Origin of the sequence: Mucilaginibacter sp. (assembly GCF_025362475.1) — a bacterium.
Classification (GTDB): domain Bacteria; phylum Bacteroidota; class Bacteroidia; order Sphingobacteriales; family Sphingobacteriaceae; genus Mucilaginibacter.
Genome location: NZ_JANYGH010000069.1, coordinates 39096 through 56203, shown reverse-complemented (window position 1 = coordinate 56203; position 17108 = coordinate 39096). Strand labels below are relative to the sequence as shown.

Annotated in this window: 13 protein-coding genes; 6 read left to right on the top strand and 7 right to left on the bottom strand. The window is 40.8% G+C overall.

The window, feature by feature from the left end:
- A partial coding sequence (locus Q0R88_RS24390) for an LLM class flavin-dependent oxidoreductase (RefSeq protein ID WP_295721037.1) occupies nt 1–348 on the bottom strand: 348 nt, incomplete at its 3' end.
- Between the two features lie 812 nt (nt 349–1160).
- Here Q0R88_RS24390 and Q0R88_RS27225 point away from each other — a divergent pair.
- Nucleotides 1161–1355 (top strand): GIY-YIG nuclease family protein, encoded by a 195-nt coding sequence (locus Q0R88_RS27225; protein WP_366087921.1) that lies wholly within the window; start codon nt 1161–1163, stop codon nt 1353–1355.
- Between the two features lie 59 nt (nt 1356–1414).
- On the opposite strand, the gene Q0R88_RS24385 is transcribed toward Q0R88_RS27225, so the two are convergent.
- Both Q0R88_RS24385 and rlmH read right to left on the bottom strand, forming a co-directional pair.
- Nucleotides 1415–2344, bottom strand: coding sequence for a cation diffusion facilitator family transporter (locus Q0R88_RS24385; RefSeq protein WP_295721036.1), 930 nt, complete (start codon nt 2342–2344; stop codon nt 1415–1417).
- A 257-nt stretch (nt 2345–2601) separates the two neighbouring features.
- Nucleotides 2602–3075 (bottom strand): 23S rRNA (pseudouridine(1915)-N(3))-methyltransferase RlmH, encoded by a 474-nt coding sequence (gene rlmH / locus Q0R88_RS24380; protein ID WP_295721035.1) that lies wholly within the window; start codon nt 3073–3075, stop codon nt 2602–2604.
- 67 nt (nt 3076–3142) lie between these two features.
- Between rlmH and Q0R88_RS24375 the strand changes: the two genes are divergently transcribed.
- Nucleotides 3143–4951: a DNA mismatch repair protein MutS gene (locus Q0R88_RS24375; RefSeq protein ID WP_295721034.1), complete on the top strand. Its 1809-nt coding sequence runs from the start codon at nt 3143–3145 to the stop codon at nt 4949–4951.
- A 221-nt stretch (nt 4952–5172) separates the two neighbouring features.
- On the opposite strand, the gene Q0R88_RS24370 is transcribed toward Q0R88_RS24375, so the two are convergent.
- The 3 genes from Q0R88_RS24370 to Q0R88_RS24360 all read right to left on the bottom strand — a co-directional run bounded on the left by Q0R88_RS24370 (nt 5173) and on the right by Q0R88_RS24360 (nt 12008).
- Entirely contained in the window at nt 5173–7716 is a 2544-nt protein-coding gene (locus Q0R88_RS24370) for an outer membrane beta-barrel family protein (protein ID WP_295721033.1), read from the bottom strand.
- Between the two features lie 131 nt (nt 7717–7847).
- Entirely contained in the window at nt 7848–8804 is a 957-nt protein-coding gene (locus tag Q0R88_RS24365) for an acyltransferase (protein WP_295721032.1), read from the bottom strand.
- A gap of 231 nt (nt 8805–9035) precedes the next feature.
- Nucleotides 9036–12008: a class I tRNA ligase family protein gene (locus Q0R88_RS24360; RefSeq protein ID WP_295721031.1), complete on the bottom strand. Its 2973-nt coding sequence runs from the start codon at nt 12006–12008 to the stop codon at nt 9036–9038.
- A 238-nt stretch (nt 12009–12246) separates the two neighbouring features.
- Here Q0R88_RS24360 and Q0R88_RS24355 point away from each other — a divergent pair, with 238 nt between their 5' ends.
- The 4 genes from Q0R88_RS24355 to Q0R88_RS24340 all read left to right on the top strand — a co-directional run bounded on the left by Q0R88_RS24355 (nt 12247) and on the right by Q0R88_RS24340 (nt 16497).
- Nucleotides 12247–13032: a hypothetical protein gene (locus Q0R88_RS24355; protein WP_295721030.1), complete on the top strand. Its 786-nt coding sequence runs from the start codon at nt 12247–12249 to the stop codon at nt 13030–13032.
- A 460-nt stretch (nt 13033–13492) separates the two neighbouring features.
- Nucleotides 13493–14272, top strand: a complete 780-nt coding sequence (locus Q0R88_RS24350) for a hypothetical protein (protein ID WP_295721029.1) — start codon at nt 13493–13495, stop codon at nt 14270–14272.
- 140 nt (nt 14273–14412) lie between these two features.
- Nucleotides 14413–15639, top strand: a complete 1227-nt coding sequence (locus tag Q0R88_RS24345) for a dicarboxylate/amino acid:cation symporter (RefSeq protein WP_295721028.1) — start codon at nt 14413–14415, stop codon at nt 15637–15639.
- 399 nt (nt 15640–16038) lie between these two features.
- On the top strand, nt 16039–16497 hold the full coding sequence (locus Q0R88_RS24340; protein WP_295721027.1) for a hypothetical protein: 459 nt from the start codon (nt 16039–16041) through the stop codon (nt 16495–16497).
- 97 nt (nt 16498–16594) lie between these two features.
- Here Q0R88_RS24340 and Q0R88_RS24335 read toward each other — a convergent pair whose 3' ends face one another.
- Nucleotides 16595–17098 (bottom strand): hypothetical protein, encoded by a 504-nt coding sequence (locus Q0R88_RS24335; protein ID WP_295721026.1) that lies wholly within the window; start codon nt 17096–17098, stop codon nt 16595–16597.
- Nucleotides 17099–17108: the final 10 nt, after the last annotated feature.

The window sequence follows — 17108 nt, the reverse complement described above, 5'->3', positions numbered from 1 at the left end:
CGGGAATGCTTCGGTAAAGGAACCACGACCCACAACCATTTCCGCGCGACCTTTTGAGATTAGGTCCAACGTAGCAAAATTTTGGAATACCCTAACCGGATCAGCAGCGCTTAAAACGGTAACGGCGCTGGTTAATTTAATACGCTTGGTGCGGGCAGCTGCCGCGGCCAGGATCATGGTTGGGGCAGAGTCTAAAAACTCTTTACGGTGATGCTCGCCAATGCCAAATACGTCAAGGCCTACTTTATCGGCATGCTCCATCCTATCCAGCAATTGCACCAAAGCATCGCTGTTGTTAGTTGTGCCTTTTACGTTTGCGGCGGCAAAGCTGTCTATTCCAATTTCCATAGCTATGATAAATGTTTAAACAAATATCTATAAAGATTATGAAAGACAGATCAGCGAGAGGTAAATTTATCGAAACAATGACTGTGGTGTCTATTTAAAATTCTTATAAAACAAAAACGGGAGCCGCCTCTTTCGATTTGTCTCCCGTTTTATCCTTATGAGTAACCATAGTCATCCATAAAGCACTAAGCTTTCTGTAAATTAACCAACTAGCTCTGCCTTTGTGCCCTTGCAGGTTAAGGTTGCGTCGAAGTCATTATTTAGGCTGTATATCTCCGTAAAAATTTACAGCTTCTGTTAATACCCTATGGTAGTTAACACTGCGTTTCCGTCGCTTGCGCAGTTTCTGTTTGGTGTAACTCAGGCAGTCCCGTGATCTTTAGCTCCTCCTAAAATTTGCCCGATTCACTTTCTGTTATCCTGTAAGGCTGTCAAAGTACTTCGTTCTTGATGATTTAAATATCGGGACAAGTAGCTGATTTCCAAAACTTTTTCGATGATTTTTATCAACGGTTTATTAACAATTATAGGCCGTTTTTAAACAGCTTTAATTTGATCGACTCTGGAGTAAAAATGGCTTTTCCTCTTAAATTTAGCATACTATTCATTATCAGTCGATTACTGTATATCCGTAAAGTTTCGGTTATTCACAACCTACTTATTCACAGACAGGAAGGCTTTTCTTAATTATTGAGGAATGGTAAATGCGTAAAAAGTGAAGTGAAATCCGGCATTTAATAAATAACGCACCCGTCATGCGAATTTATTTCGGCATCTCACATGCATAGTAAATAGCATTTCATATTTAAGTCATGCTTTATAAACAAGGTCATGTTTATATAATGACTAATCAATATCGAACTACATTCTATATTGGCGTAACTTGTAGCTTAGATTCTAGAATTTGGCAATATATTAATAATGAGGGATCAGCCTTTGTGAATAAATATAAACTTTACGATTCAGTTTACTACGAATATTTTTGGTCTGTATGTTGGATTACTTAGCACGTGGGATGCCGAAATAAATTCGGCATGACGCAAGCTCTTATTTTAAGCAATCTCCGTTACAAGCAATCCACATGCTTACACTCCTCATCGGCAAACTCCGGCTCAAAAGTGCTATGGTTAATATCCATGTGCTGCAGGCGGTGCCGCAGATCATGTTTGATGCTATCAAAATCGGCTACAGCTTCGGGCTTAATAACCAGGTGGGCAGTCAGGGCATTTTCTGTAGTGCTTAGTGCCCAAACGTGCATGTGGTGCACATCTAAAACGCCTTTGCCTTTCATTAGTTCGGCTTTTATCTTTTCCAGGTCCATTTCGGCAGGTACGCCATCCATTTCCAGGCGCAGGCTGGCTTTTAACAGCCCCCAGGTGCCCCGAAGTATCACCACCGCAATTACTATACTCACTACGCTATCTATCCAATACAGGCGGGTAAAATAAATAATAATACCCGATATCACTACGCCGAAAGATACAATGGCATCAACCGCCATGTGCAGGTAGGCTCCTTTAATATTAAGATCGGTATCCTTATCCTTTACAAAAAGCCAGGCGGTAAGCGCGTTGATGCCTATCCCTATAAAAGCTACCCAGGCCATTGTTCCGCCGGATATGGTTTCGGGATTTATAAAGCGCATTATCGCCTCGTAAACTATAAAGCCAACCGCAACAAACAGGATCATAGCATTAAAGAAAGATACGATGATGGTTGATCGTTTATAGCCGTAGGTATATTTGCTATTGGAACTTACTTTGGTGAGTTTAAAGGCCAGCAACGCAAGGGCCAGCGAAGCTACATCGCTCAGGTTATGCCCGGCATCTGTTAACAGCGACAGGGAATGGGTTACAAAACCGGCTACAGCCTCCACAATCACAAACACCGAGTTTAATATAATACCGATGATGAACGCGTTGTTCAAATGATCTAACTTGGGGGCATGATCATGATGATGATGACCGTGTGCATGAGAATGATCGTGACCTGACATATAGCAAAGGTACGAAATATGATTTTAGATGCGTGGATTTCAGATGTGCAGATTGTTTGTCTTAATCAAAAGTTCATGTGAACAGCGATTAAACATTTGGTAATATTTTTGTCTGAACTCGAATTTTTAGAATTGAAGAATTAATGGAATTTCCGAACACGGGATTTTAAAATTCGAATAATTCCATCAATTCGTGTAATTCCGGTTCAGACAATCAAACAATCATCTGCACATCTGAAATCTGCATATCTGCACATCTATTCATGATGATACGGCTCACCTTTCATGATCGTAAACGCCCGGTACAGCTGCTCTACAAAAAACAGGCGAACCATTTGATGCGAGAATGTCATTCTTGAAAGGGCGATTTTATCATTTGCCCTTTGATACACTGATTGATCAAAACCATATGGACCACCAATAACAAATACCAGGGTGGCTGATGAGCTGAGCTCCTTTTTGCTGATATAGGCCGCAAATTGGGTCGACGAATATTCGGTCCCCTTTTCATCCATCAGTATCACATGGTCAAGCGGTGCTATTTTTTTGAGAATCAGCTCGGCTTCTTTAGCCTTTTGCTGCTCGGCAGTGAGCGACTTGGTATTTTTCAGTTCGTTAATTTCAACTATTTCTATTTTAGTGTAATGCTTCAGGCGCTTTACATACTTATCTATGCCCTCTTTTAAATAGGCATCTTCGGTTTTGCCAACAGTTAAAAACGTGATCTTCATATCTGAAACAAATAAACGTTTATTTGAAATATATGTGTTTATTTAGCCTCAACTTTTTTAACAAAAAATGGAACAGGATATTATTAACGATTACAATCAAAGGGCCAGCGCAGCACAGCAGAAAGCCGCTAAATATAAAAAGCTGGCCAATACTTATTCGTTACTCAGACTAAGTATTTTCGCGCTGATTGTTGTAGCTATCAGCATTGCCGTGCAGCAAGATAATTTCACTATTGTGGCGGTGGCTTTTGTTGTTCTTATTTTTGCTTTTGCCTGGCTGGTATCGCGGCAAAGCCGGTTCGAAAAGCTTAAACAATACTTTGATGATCTGCAAAAAGTAAACCTTAACGAAGTTGCCACCATACAAACACACGCCAATATTTATAGCGATGGAGCCCGCTTTGCCAGCGAAAAACATTTTTACACTGCCGACCTCGATATTTTTGGCAATGCATCCCTATATCAACTGGTAAACCGCACCGCTACATCAACCGGTAATGCCAAACTTGCCGATTGGTTTGACCAGCCATCAATCAAAGAGATTATTTTACCAAGGCAGGAAGCGATTAAAGAAATAGCAACCAAAAAAGATTGGAAACTGGAGATCCAAACCCGCCTGCTATTTGGTATCCAGCAGGATGCCAATCAGCTTAAAAACCTGTTTAAATACCTGCACCTGCCATTGGATATGCCCGGCGAAAAATGGCTTGCGCTATATGCCAAAATTGCCCCTTATTTATTTACGGGTATATTGATACTGGCATGGTTTATCCCCCAGGCAAAACTGGCTGCTATTATAATTGGTATAGCCAATATGGGTATCGTGTTTTCAAAAGCCATGTATATCAGCAAAGCGGATATGATTGCCGGTAAAATTGGCAATACGCTAACCAACTATGCCGATGTATTTAAACGCATTGAAGAAGAGCAATGGCATGCCACTTATAACATATCACATGCAGGAATGTTAAAATCCGGTAAAACATCCAGCAAAATAAAAGAGCTGGCTTCACTCATCAATAAGCTCAATTATCATTTAAATATGATTGTAGGCTTTATTTTGAACCTGTTTTTTTTGTGGGATATCCGCCAGGTTATTGCCATAGAAAACTGGAAACGCCAAAATACCGAGAGCCTGGAAACAGCCTTTGACGTAATTGCCGAATTTGAAGCGCTTATCAGTCTGTCTGGACTGGCAGTTAACTATCCCGATTGGGCTTTTCCGCAAATTGAGGATAAACCTGGTTATACACTCATTGCGCAATCCCTTGCCCACCCGCTTATTAGTGCCGCAAAACGTATTGAAAATAATTATGAGCTGGAAGACACCCACAAGATTGACATCATCACCGGATCAAATATGGCGGGCAAGAGCACCTTTTTACGCACCATTGGCATAAATACTGTACTGGCCCTTTGCGGTGCACCTGTATGCGCTAAAAGCATGCGTGTTTCTGTAATAACCATGATTACCTATATGCGTATCAAGGATTCACTGAACGAAAGTACATCCACCTTTAAAGCCGAGCTTGACCGCCTGCAAATGCTGCTTGCCGCAGTAGAGAACCATCCCAAGATATTTTTCCTGATTGATGAAATGCTGCGCGGCACCAACTCGGTTGATAAATACCTCGGTTCAAAAGCGGTAATAGAGCAGCTGATCCGTAAAAACGCGGTTGGCATGGTTGCTACTCATGACCTGCAGATTGCCCGCCTGGAAGATAAATACCCTGATTATGTACGCAACTTCTACTTCGATATCCAGGTAAAAGATGGTGAAATGCTGTTTGACTATAAAATCAAACACGGCGAATGCAAAACCTTTAATGCCTCGTTATTGCTGAAACAGATAGGAATTGATGTAGAAGCTGAATAGAAGGGAGAGAGTAAGCATAACGCAAAAATCCTCTCCCCCGAAGTCATCCTGAACTTGTTTCAGGACCCCACAGGACAGGTTGCCAACATGTTGTACACCTTGCAAATGGGATGCCGAAACAAGTTCGGCATGACCTTATGGAACATAAAAAGGGCCGGAAGAATAAAATCTCCCGGCCCTTATATTTTTCAAGTCTCAATTTCCGACTCTAATTTATTAACCTATCGTCCGCCTGCTGGGGTATTACCCTGTCCACCCTGATCGCCTTGTTTAAGGTCATCATTGTTTACACCTTTTTTCTGTTGCTGCGGATTGCTGAAGCTTAGTTTACCAAAGCTATAGCTAAACGTTAAACCAAATGAACGGAACGGAAACGCAGTTGAACTGGTTTGCGTAAATGAAGCATTGCTGATGTTGGAGTCAAAATGTTTGTCCCTGGCAAATGGCTGTACAGTGTTAAAACCGATAGCCAGTTTTTTATCCATAAACTGTTTCTTAAAACCAAAGGCATATATTCCAAACGCGGGGTTAGTACCCTGGATGGTTCTTCGTGATGAATTGGTAAAGCCAAATAATTCTGCCAGAAAGTTATGTGGAAACTGGTATGAAGCGCTTCCAAAAGCAGAGTATTGAAAATAAACACCTGTTTTTGATGCAGCAATATCATACTGAGGGAATATAGATGGATTATAAGTATATGCGTTAATGCTGGCACGGATGGTAAGTGGCTTTATCGGGTTTATCGACCCAAAGAAACTGGCGCCAAATGAATTGTTTCTACCAACATTTTGGTAAGCAGTACGCGTTCCGTTTATTACCTGGCCATTTATTTTTTCGGTTAAAGTATCCGCAATACCTTCTATCAGGTTATTGGTATGCTTGTAATAAACCGAAAAGTTAAGCACAGATGATTTCACGAACTTATTGATGTTTAACTCCACAGTTTGTGATACCTCGGGCGATAAATTCACGTTACCCACAGTTTGGCTTTGTACGTTACTACGGTTAATGAATGGATTTAAAAACTGCAAACTTGGCCTTTGAATACGCTTGCTGTATGATAGCTTTAAAGTTTGGCTACCCAACTGTTTTTGTATGGTTAAGCTTGGTACATAAGTAGTATAGCTGGACGAGAACGGTTTTAAATCCTGGTAAAGGTCGCCCAATTTATTAGGGTCCTGGAAAGGATTTTGTGGATCACCTTTTATCCTTGTGTTTTCAACCCTACCACCTACAAGCAACGAGTAGCTTTTAGGCAAAGTGAAGGTTAATACCGCATAGCCAGCATATACATTTTGGTTATAGTTATACAGGTTGGAGTTTAATGAATCACGTAGCCCGTTATTGCCAAGGCTGTCTGTGTTAAATATATCATAGTTACTATTGATACGGCGTTGTATGGTTTTGCCACCAGCCTCAATCTTTAGCACTTTACTTACCGGCAATGTATAATCACCCTGGAAAGTATATTCGTTGTTTTTACCATTGTTGGCGCCCATTTGGCTTGGGTTAACCGCGGTAAATAAGTTGGTATAATTAGTTGTAATTATACTATGGCTCCATTGGCCCGAAAGGGTAAACTCTTCTCCCTCTTTTTTAAACTTGTGCGTATAATCAAGATTCCAGTCAAAACCGCCAAAGTGATTATGCGATCGGGTTGTGCTTTTGTAATTGCTTACTATACCTGCTAAATCAACATTATTGATTCCTTTTCCATCGGTATTAAAACCACCGTCATTAAGTCTGAAAGTGCTGTTAAAGCTGTTAAAAGCATTAACCTCATAACCCATAGTTACAGAACCAATTGCCCCATGCCTTTTAATACGGCTTGATGAATTATTGTAGTTATGGCGGATAACCTCCCCATTTTCACCTCTAAAAACCTGATCAAAGTTTGTTGTTGATGTTTGCGGCCAGGTTAAGTTCCCTCCCGCGTTAATGCCCAGGCTAAACCTGTTTTTGTTATAGTTTAAGTTAACGTTACCGTTATTTTGACGCGTACCTACGCCACCGCTTACCGAACCACTAAAGCCCGAAACATTTTTTTGCTTGGTAATGATGTTGATGATACCACCAGAACCTTCCGCATCATATTTTGCTGATGGAGATGTTACCACCTCGATGCTTTTGATCTGATCGGCAGGGATGGTTTTTAAAACATCAGCTAAACTGGCCGATGTTGCACCCGATGGTTTACCGTTAATTAATACACGCACGTTTTGGTCGCCACGGATAGATACGTTACCGTTAATATCCACAGCCACCAATGGCACTTTTTGCAGTACATCTGTAGCGTTACCACCGGCAGATGTAAGATCCTTTTCGGCATTGTAAACAATCTTATCTATTTTGTTTTCAATCAGCGGCGCCTGGCCAACTACATTAACTGTAGCCAATGTTTTTGCCCCCGGAGATATAAAAACAGCGCCCATTTTATTATCAGGCTTTGAAGCTGTAGTAGTTATTGGCTCAATTGTTTTTGATGGATACCCGATAAAAGATATAACCAGTTTATAAGAACCTGGCTTTACGTTATCTAATTTAAAGTTTCCTTTTTCGTCGGTTAAAACGCCGTTTATAGGCGATTTACCACCACTGCGGTATAAGCCTACAGTAGTATAATCCATTGGCTTTTTTGTAATTGAATCTATAACGGTACCTGAAATACGGCCAACAATGCTTGGCCCGCCACCACCCACACTAAACTGGGCTTTGGCCGAAAGAGTAAAACAAAAAAGTGCTATTAGTATGTAAAAACGTTTCATTTATTATATATTTTCGTAATTGGAGGCGAAAATACTTCAAATGTTACACCGTAAACCTTTATTTTTTCAATAAAGCGCCTTTTGTCATGTATATGTTACACTAAGTTAACACAGGTAAACACCATGCCTATTTATATTTTATAAGCAACTTTTTTGGAAAGTTTTATACAAGGCCCTTCCACCAGAAAATAAAATAGCCACGCAAATAACACACTGACTACAATCCCTGTCATAAACTCCAATCCTTTAAAAATAAATGTTTTGGGCAGTAGCGTACCTAAATAAACAACAAGGTTGCTGCCAATCATATCATGTGTAAGGTATAATGAAAACGAGATCCGGGAGAGGAAACTAATTACCGGGTGCTTTTTTAAAGGCAACAACAACAGCCCCAAAGCAAATAATGCAGCGCAGGTTGGCAGCCAGCCAAGGGTATATATACCACATGTAGTTATCAAAATGCCTAAAACCAATACTTCTATTAAGTTTTTCCCTTTTACCAGGTATAGGTAATACAAAATGCCCAACGCAAACACCGGAAAGCTATTGATCAAACCAGCCTCCGGTACATTTATCATGATGGGCAAAATACTTAATAGTAACACCAACCATTGCCCCCATTTACTGGTAAACCAGGGGAAACACAGGGCAACAAAAAGGTAATATTGAAACTCGATACCCAAAGTCCAATAAACCGGACTAAGATAAGATTGCCCTACAAAGGTATTGAGGTAAGCCAAATGGCATAAGGCGTTAAACCAGTCGGGGCTATAATTTTCTACCCAAAAAAATTTAATAATGATGGCCAGTACAATAGAAATAATATAGGGAGGCTCGATGCGGATAATACGTTTTAAAATGAAGCGCCCGCTTAATTTCCAGGTATAGTTTTGCGGGATGGCCCAGCAAATGATAAAACCCGAGAGCAGAAAAAACATGTATACACCCAGCCAGCCATACTTTAAAACCGGCAGGGCTTTACCGCCCAAATGAAAAAGCGCAACAGCCATAGCAGCAATGGCGCGGATATAATCAACCTGCGGTATATGCTTTTTTTGCTGCGTACTGATAGGAGGTATTGTTAGCACATCCACTTAAACCGGGTTAACAACGAAATTAAAAAAAAACTTTTTTTGTCATCCTGAACATAGTGAAGGATCTATTATGCACTATGCTTCTTCGCCCTGTAAAGTCTGCGAATAGATCCTTCACTATGTTCAGGATGACAAATTTTTTAAAACGTCATTTATTGAAAAATGATCGTCAATGACATTTTCCAGAACATGGCTACTGGGTTGACGAATATTTAAACCGGCCGTCTACACAACCATATTCACAATCCTGCCTTTAACAACAATTACCTTTTTAGGGGCTTTGCCGTCGAGATATTTTTGTACATCGGCGCTGGCTAAAACAGCAGCTTCTATTTCCTTTACATCAAGACTTAATGAAATACTGAGGTTCATTTTCATTTTACCGTTGATAGATATCGGGTATGCAAATTCATCCTCAATTAAGTACGAACTGATGAACTTAGGGAAAGGCGCGTACGACAACGTACCAGCCGGGTTACCAAGCAATGTCCATAATTCTTCGCAAATATGTGGGGCGTATGGCGATAGTATGATCACCATATCCTGCAATATCGCGCGGTTATTACATTTCAGGTCGGTTAGTTCATTAACGGCGATCATGAAGCTGGAAACCGAGGTATTGAACGAGAAGCGTTCCACATCTTCCTCAACCTTGCGGATGATCTTATGTAATGATTTTAACTCGGCTTTTGAAGGCTCGGCATTAGATACACTAAATTCCCATGCCTCGTTATGGAACATCCTCCAAAATTTACGCAGGAATTTGAATACCCCCTCAATACCATTGGTATTCCATGGCTTGCTCTGCTCCAGCGGACCAAGGAACATCTCGTACATGCGCAGGGTATCAGCACCGTAACGGGTAACGATATCGTCTGGATTCACTACGTTAAAATATCTTTTGGACATTTTTTCAACTTCGTGTCCACAGTAATATTTCCCATTTTCTTTAACAAAGATTGCGTCTTTAAATTCCGGGAGATGTAATCCTAATTTTTCAGTTTTAAGAATATCATTTTCTACTATGTTAACATCAATGCGAGTAGGAATAAATACTCTGCTATTTGAATAAGGTATATTATCAGCAATCTCTTTACCATATTGCTGTTCGATAATATTCTTTAAATCATCATTTAAGAAAGGTTGTCCTTCAGAAGTTACAGATTCTCTGAAATCTACATAAATATTTTTCGACAGCAACAAAGGCGGATAACCGTTAGGATTATCGTCAAAGACGACCCTGTAAATAATACTTGAGCGACCCTGTATCATCCCCTGGTTAATCAACTTTTTAAAGGGCTCATCTTCAACCACCAGGTCAAGATCCTTTAAAAATTTGTTCCAAAAACGGCTATACAATAAGTGGCCGGTGGCATGTTCGCTGCCGCCGATATATAAGTCAACATCTTTCCAATATTCAATAGCCTCTCTTGATGCAAACTCCTTATCGTTTTTCGCATCCATATAACGGTACCAGTACCAGCTTGAGCCAGCCCAACCCGGCATGGTGGAAAGTTCGTAATGATAGCTCGCACTATCACCCCCCGTTTCACTCTTGTAGCTCCAGTCTTCGGCTCTGCCCAATGGAGGTTCGCCGCTTTCGGTTGGCAGGTATTTGTCAACCTCGGGCAATAACAATGGCAGGTGATTTTCTTCAATTAAATGTGGCAAGCCCTCTTTAAAATAAACCGGTACCGGTTCGCCCCAATAACGCTGACGGCCAAAAATAGCATCACGCATCCTGAAGTTTATTTTTGCCTTACCGGCACCAATTGACTCCAGTTTGGCAATAACGGCTGCTGTACCTGCTTTATAGTCCAGCCCGTTCATAAAGTCGGAGTTGATATATTTACCTTCCTTGGTAGGGTCGGCTTCTGTTTCAATATTTTGTATATCGAGGATAGGTACTATCGGGAGGTTAAAATGTTTTGCAAACAAATAATCGCGCTGATCGCCCGATGGTACGGCCATTACAGCCCCGGTACCATATCCGGCTAAAACGTAGTCAGCAATCCAGATCTGGATCTTTTCGCCATTAAGCGGATTCAACACATAACTCCCTGTAAACGCGCCCGAAACCGTTTTGGCATCGGCCATCCTATCCAGTTCAGATTTCTTTTTGGTTACAGCTATATAAGCATCGATATCTGCCTTTTGCTCTGGCGTAGTTAAAGTTGCCACCAACTCATGCTCAGGAGCTATCACCAAAAATGTAACACCAAAAATGGTATCAACACGGGTAGTGAAAACTTCGATGTAGGTTGCGTGGTTCGCGTTGCCGGTTGCGTGTGCCGCACCCCGAACCTCGCTCCCCGATCCTGGCACCGGAAATTTAACACTGGCACCGGTACTTTTACCTATCCAGTTCCTTTGCATCTCTTTTAATGGCTCGGGCCAGTCAATAGTATCCAGTCCCTGCAATAATCTTTCGGCATAGGCGGTAATGCGCATGCTCCATTGCATCATTTTCTTTTGCTCAACCGGGTAGCCGCCGCGCTCGCTAAAGCCGTCTTTTACTTCGTCATTAGCCAATACGGTTCCTAAAGCGGGGCACCAGTTTACGGTACTTTCGCGCAGGTAGGTTAGGCGGTATTTTAAAAGTTCGGCCTGCTGCTTTGGGTTGCTCATGGCATTCCATTCACCGGCAGTAAAACTTAATATTTCTTCATCACATACAGCGTTGATGCCTGCAGAACCCTCTTGCTCAAAATGGGCAACCAGTTTGGCAATAGATTCGGCCTTGTTTGCATCCTTATTATACCAGCTGTTAAACAGCTGCATAAAGATCCACTGTGTCCATTTATAATAATCGGGCGAGCTGGTGCGCACCTCGCGACTCCAATCAAAAGAGAAACCAATCTGATCTAGCTGGCGGCGGTAGGTAGCAATATTATCTTCGGTAGTAACCGCAGGGTGTTGCCCTGTTTGTATGGCATACTGCTCGGCCGGTAAGCCAAAACTATCATAACCCATGGGGTGCAGCACGTTAAACCCTTTTAACCGTTTATAACGTGCAAAAATATCAGATGCGATGTAGCCCAGCGGGTGACCCACATGCAGCCCCGCACCCGATGGGTAAGGGAACATATCCAGCACATAATACTTGGGTTTGGCGCTTTTGTCTTCGGCTTTAAACGTTCCGTTCTGTGCCCAAAACTGCTGCCATTTTTGCTCTATATCCTTAAATTGATAGTCCATTTTATTGTTTACGCGTATGAGGTTGCGAAATTAAGAAAATCTCTATTAGTATGGTAGTTTATTGGCGATTAGTTGATTAACCTATTCCTTTTAAGGTACATAACCTTTGTTATACTTGCAAAACCCTCCATAATAACATCATCCTCATCATTATTAATAGATATTAATATTTTTAGTTAACTAATTATATAATTAACCGTATTAAAGTTAAATTTGGTGACACTTATTAAACTTAAACATGAAACACAATTACAAACTGCTTTTATTAGCCTTATTATGCGTGGCCTTCACATGGTCGGCCTGCAGAAAATTAAAAGACGAACCCAACACCAGCACAGTTAGCACCAAAGTAGTTAGCACACAAATGGCTTCAAGCCTTAGCGAATCTTTGTATGGCGCGCAAGGTGGCTTTAGCATCGAAGATGGTATTGACTACCCAAGCAATCTTGATTTTGCTCACAAAGGCAAAATTAAAGTTCAATCAAACCATCACCTGGTTTGCGGTTTTAAAATTGATACCACCTTCTCGGCTAACTTTGATACCGACAGTGCAAAGCTCGACCTGTGGGAAAAAATCAAGTACGAAGTTTTGTGCACCAACAGCATACCTTCAAGCGTAAATGTTAATGATAGCTTACGTTTAGTTATAGTTGGTGGCGGCAATAACATTACAGCAAAATATGGCAAAAGCTTTTTATTAAAAAGCCTTAGCCCGGGCCAAACAGGCGCAAAACTTCAGCTGGATGGAAAGTTGAACTTATCCGTAAACGGCACCTATAAAGAAAACACAACTACAAAAGCCGTTGCAGCTTCATACAACTTCAGTTTATCTGCGCTGGTTATTGACCGCTCTGCAGATGCCGATATTATAAGCGGAAACGGGAAATTTTCTACCAAAGGAACTTATGATAAAGGTACCTGGAATTACTCGGGAACCATAGTATTCATCGGTGGCCATAAAGCCAAGGTGACCATTAATGGCGATGTTTACACCATCAATATTAAAACCGGACAGGTGTTATAACCCGAACTTAAAATATGTATCCCCCGACTACTATCGGGGAAATTGCTATAAAAAAACCACGAAGTCATGTCGACTATTTCGGCATCCCACATTACAGGTCAACAACATTATATTGCAGACTTTGCATGTGGGGTGCCGAAACAAGTTCGGCATGACTTCTGTTTTATAGGCCTTTGTCTAAAAAGTCCTTTGTCCAAAGATCCTTGCTCCAAAAGTCCTTGCTCCTTGCTCCAAAAATCCCAAAATCCGTAGCGGGAAATTAAACATTGCAAACAATTCCCCATTTGGTGCAAAACACACCCCTCCCGCAACCAAAAAACAAGCTTTCAGTCGGCAAATCTTTAACTGAAAATTAATTAATTATTGCGTTTTAGGGTATTAAAATATCCTTTTATATATAATGTATGATTGGAATATTTATTGAGTATCGTTTTCCAATAAAAATATCTAAATCAAAATCATGAATCTAAACCTACGCATCGTATTGCCGTTACTAATGGGTGTTGTCATTTCTTATTCGGCATGTAAAAAAACTGAAAATACCGCCACCCCTACCACCCCCAATACCCCGGCTACAACCCAGGCAAGTGTTGAAATTGGTAAAAACCTTGCACAATCAATTGTTGGTGCTTTTGGTGGTGCCAGTATTAAAGATGGTGTTAATCCATCTGCCAGTTTTTCAACATCAAAGCTTAAAGTACAAAGCAACAATTACAATTGCGGCTTTTATATTGATACCAGCTTAAACCTTACTTTTAACCAGGGCGATACCTTAAAGGCGCATAAAACAGGTGGCGTAAACTATTACTTTGTATGTAACAATAACAAAACCATAGGATACGATCTGATAGATTCCATTACAACAAAAGGCAGCGGCCCTGGCTATGCTTTTACTTATGCCATTATTCAGGATTACCATGTAAGAGGTTTAAATACCAACAATTCCAATTTTTCATTGGATGGAAAATTAAAATCTTTTACCGACAATCAATACACCAAGTATAACACGTTCATGTCTGTTCATAACGTTTATAACTTTAGCAATCTGTACGTACATGCCGATGATAACTTTGATATCACAAGCGGCTCTGCAACTTTTAATTCAAAAGGAAAAACCAATGGCGGCGGATGGGATTATAGCGGAACGCTTAAGTTTTTAGGCAATCATAAAGCTCAAATGACATTTTTAAACCACGAATACCTTGTTGATTTACTAACAGGCGAAGTAAAGCCTAATTAACACAAGGCATTAAATAACAAAAGAGCTCTCTTCGGTTTCCGGAGGGAGCTCTTTTTGTTATAATCAGAACTAATAACTTATTATATTGGCAAAATAAAACCTTTTGCTCCCCCCTTAGGGAGCCGGGGGATTGTTAAACCATGAAACGCCTATTCTCAAACCTCACCTTCCAGGTTCTTATCGCTATTGCCCTCGGTGTCATCGTCGGACTAAACTTTAAGGGCTTTGCCCCAACTGCCGAACTCATTAGCAAAACATTCATCAGCTTAATCACCATGCTGATAGCGCCAATCATATTTTTCACCATAGTGCTGGGCATTGCCGGCATGAGCGATATGAAAAAGGTGGGCCGCGTGGGTGGCAAGGCCTTGCTTTATTTCGAAATAGTTACCTCATTCGCGCTTATCATTGGCGTTGCCGTGGCCAATATTGTTAAACCCGGCGCTGGCTTTGTAAACCATACCGTTGCCGATACCAGTAAGCTTGCCGTGTATGAAAAAGCTGCCGCCGAAATGCACTGGGGCGATTTCATTGCTCACATTGTACCCGGCAACGTGTTTGAGGCTTTTGCCAAAGGCGATATATTACAGATCCTGTTCTTCGCTATTTTGTTTGGCATCGGGCTAAGTCGCATGGGCGAAACCGGGCAATCAGTTATCCAACTGTTTGATAAGCTGTCAAAAGTATTCTTCAACATCATGAAAATTGTGATGAAGGTAGCCCCTTTGGGCGCATTCGGGGGGATGGCATTTACCATCAGTAAGTACGGTTTAAAAACGTTACAGCCATTAGCTATCCTCATGGGCTCGGTTTATTTAACCATGTTCCTGTTCATCTTTGTGGTGCTGAATATCATTTGCCGCATCTACAAATTCAGCCTTTGGCAATACCTTAAATACATCCGGGAAGAAATATTGATTGTGCTGGGGACATCCTCGTCCGAGTCGGCCCTGCCGGCCATGATGGAGAAGATGGAAAAATTCGGCTGCTCCAAATCAGTGGTGGGCCTGGTGATCCCTACCGGTTATTCCTTTAATTTGGATGGCACTACCATTTACTTATCTATGTGTGTGATTTTTTTGGCGCAGGTATTTAATGTACCGCTATCTCTTGCCCAGCAATTAACTATCATAGGCATCCTGATGATCACTTCAAAGGGCGCGGCCGGTGTTACCGGCAGTGGCTTTATTGTATTGAGCAGCACACTGGCGGCTATTAAAATTATCCCGGTAGAAGGTTTGGCTATCCTGATAGGTGTAGACAGGTTTATGTCAGAAGCGCGTGCCATCACCAATGTAATTGGCAATGGTGTAGCTACTATTGTGATTGCGAAAAGCGAGGGTGAGTTTAGCCCCCCGGCCCCCTAAAGGGGGAGTTTTTATTAGAAAGTTAGATTTATGCTCCTAACACATCTGCGATGATATTTGCGCTCAAAATTATAATCATGTTTGCCGGAATGGGTTATACACTGGCTTATTTCATACCCGGAATTTTGGGAGATAAAAAGAAGCTTAAAAAAGCTGGAATAATTTTCATTTCTTCATGGGTGTTGTTGGTGCTTATCGGCGTAATTGAATTCTATTATTTGACAAGCGCAGCAGTGATTTGATGATAATACCTGCCAGAAGCTGAAACATTTAAAATACAAAACTTCATCGACAAATTGACATACCAACGCTCTACGATTTAATTAAAAAAAATAATTTTGTCATCCAATAGAGATAATTATCAAAAGAACCGCTGCGGAGGATGCTTTGCTTAATAAAATGAAATTTGAACTGGATGCACGTAAAAAGTATAAACAAATATTAAGCTTATTTGCCTTCGGCCTGGTAATCGCGGTTTACGGGTTAAATAATTCAAGCCCCGAAAACGCTTGCATAGGGGGTGGGGGCATCGGAGCTTCACTAATGTTTTATTACCAAATAGCTATTCAACAAACAAATAAAAGAAGGTTATTGAAGGACAGCTTCAAAAGGAACGAAGCAAAAGATTTCATTAACCTTAAATTTGACGATTCGTCTATTTCATTGCAAACGCTTGAAACGTATATTCGGACGATGTGGAGCAGAATATCGGGTTATCGTTTATACAACGAGTGTTTATTTATGTTGCCAGGTAAAGAATACAAATCCGCATTTGTAGTTAAGAAGAACGAGGTATCTGAAAAAGAGTTTGAAGAGCTAATTGATTTTTTGGCCAAAAGATATGAGGTACTGTCATAAAAGCACCCTTGTGACCCGCATGCTAAGTAGACACAACTCAAACATGTAGTGCAATTCTTCCATAAAAGTCCAGCAAATGATCAATATAACCTATCTTTTAAAACTCATACATATTATTTGCCCGCAAACTGTCAATTGCCGAAACAGCGCTTAATTCTAACCCACGTCTTACGCCAATTTTTTGTTCTATTTCTGGTAGAGTTTTAAATCCATATAGTTGAAAAAATTTTTCTGTATGCGCATAATATGCGCCTAAAAATTCTGTTATCGACAGCACATCAGCTTCTAAACCTTCACTTTCAAAGTTAAATTGACAGGAGCTATCGTAAGAAAGCAGTAGGTTATCATCAGAATTCTCAGTTGCAAAGCTAAACTGATAATGGTTATCACCAATAATATCATGGGAAAGAATTGTCTCTTTACCCTTACCCCCATAATAAAGGATACCAAATGTAATTAGGAGCGTGCTTAATGATTCAGTTTTCGTACCGCCATAGCCAAAACCAGATTCATATCCGAAATCAGCAATGCTTTTATCCAAATGCTCTTCATTGAATATGTATTTCGTAACTTTAATGGGTTGTATATTAAATATTTTCATAAGTATGTGT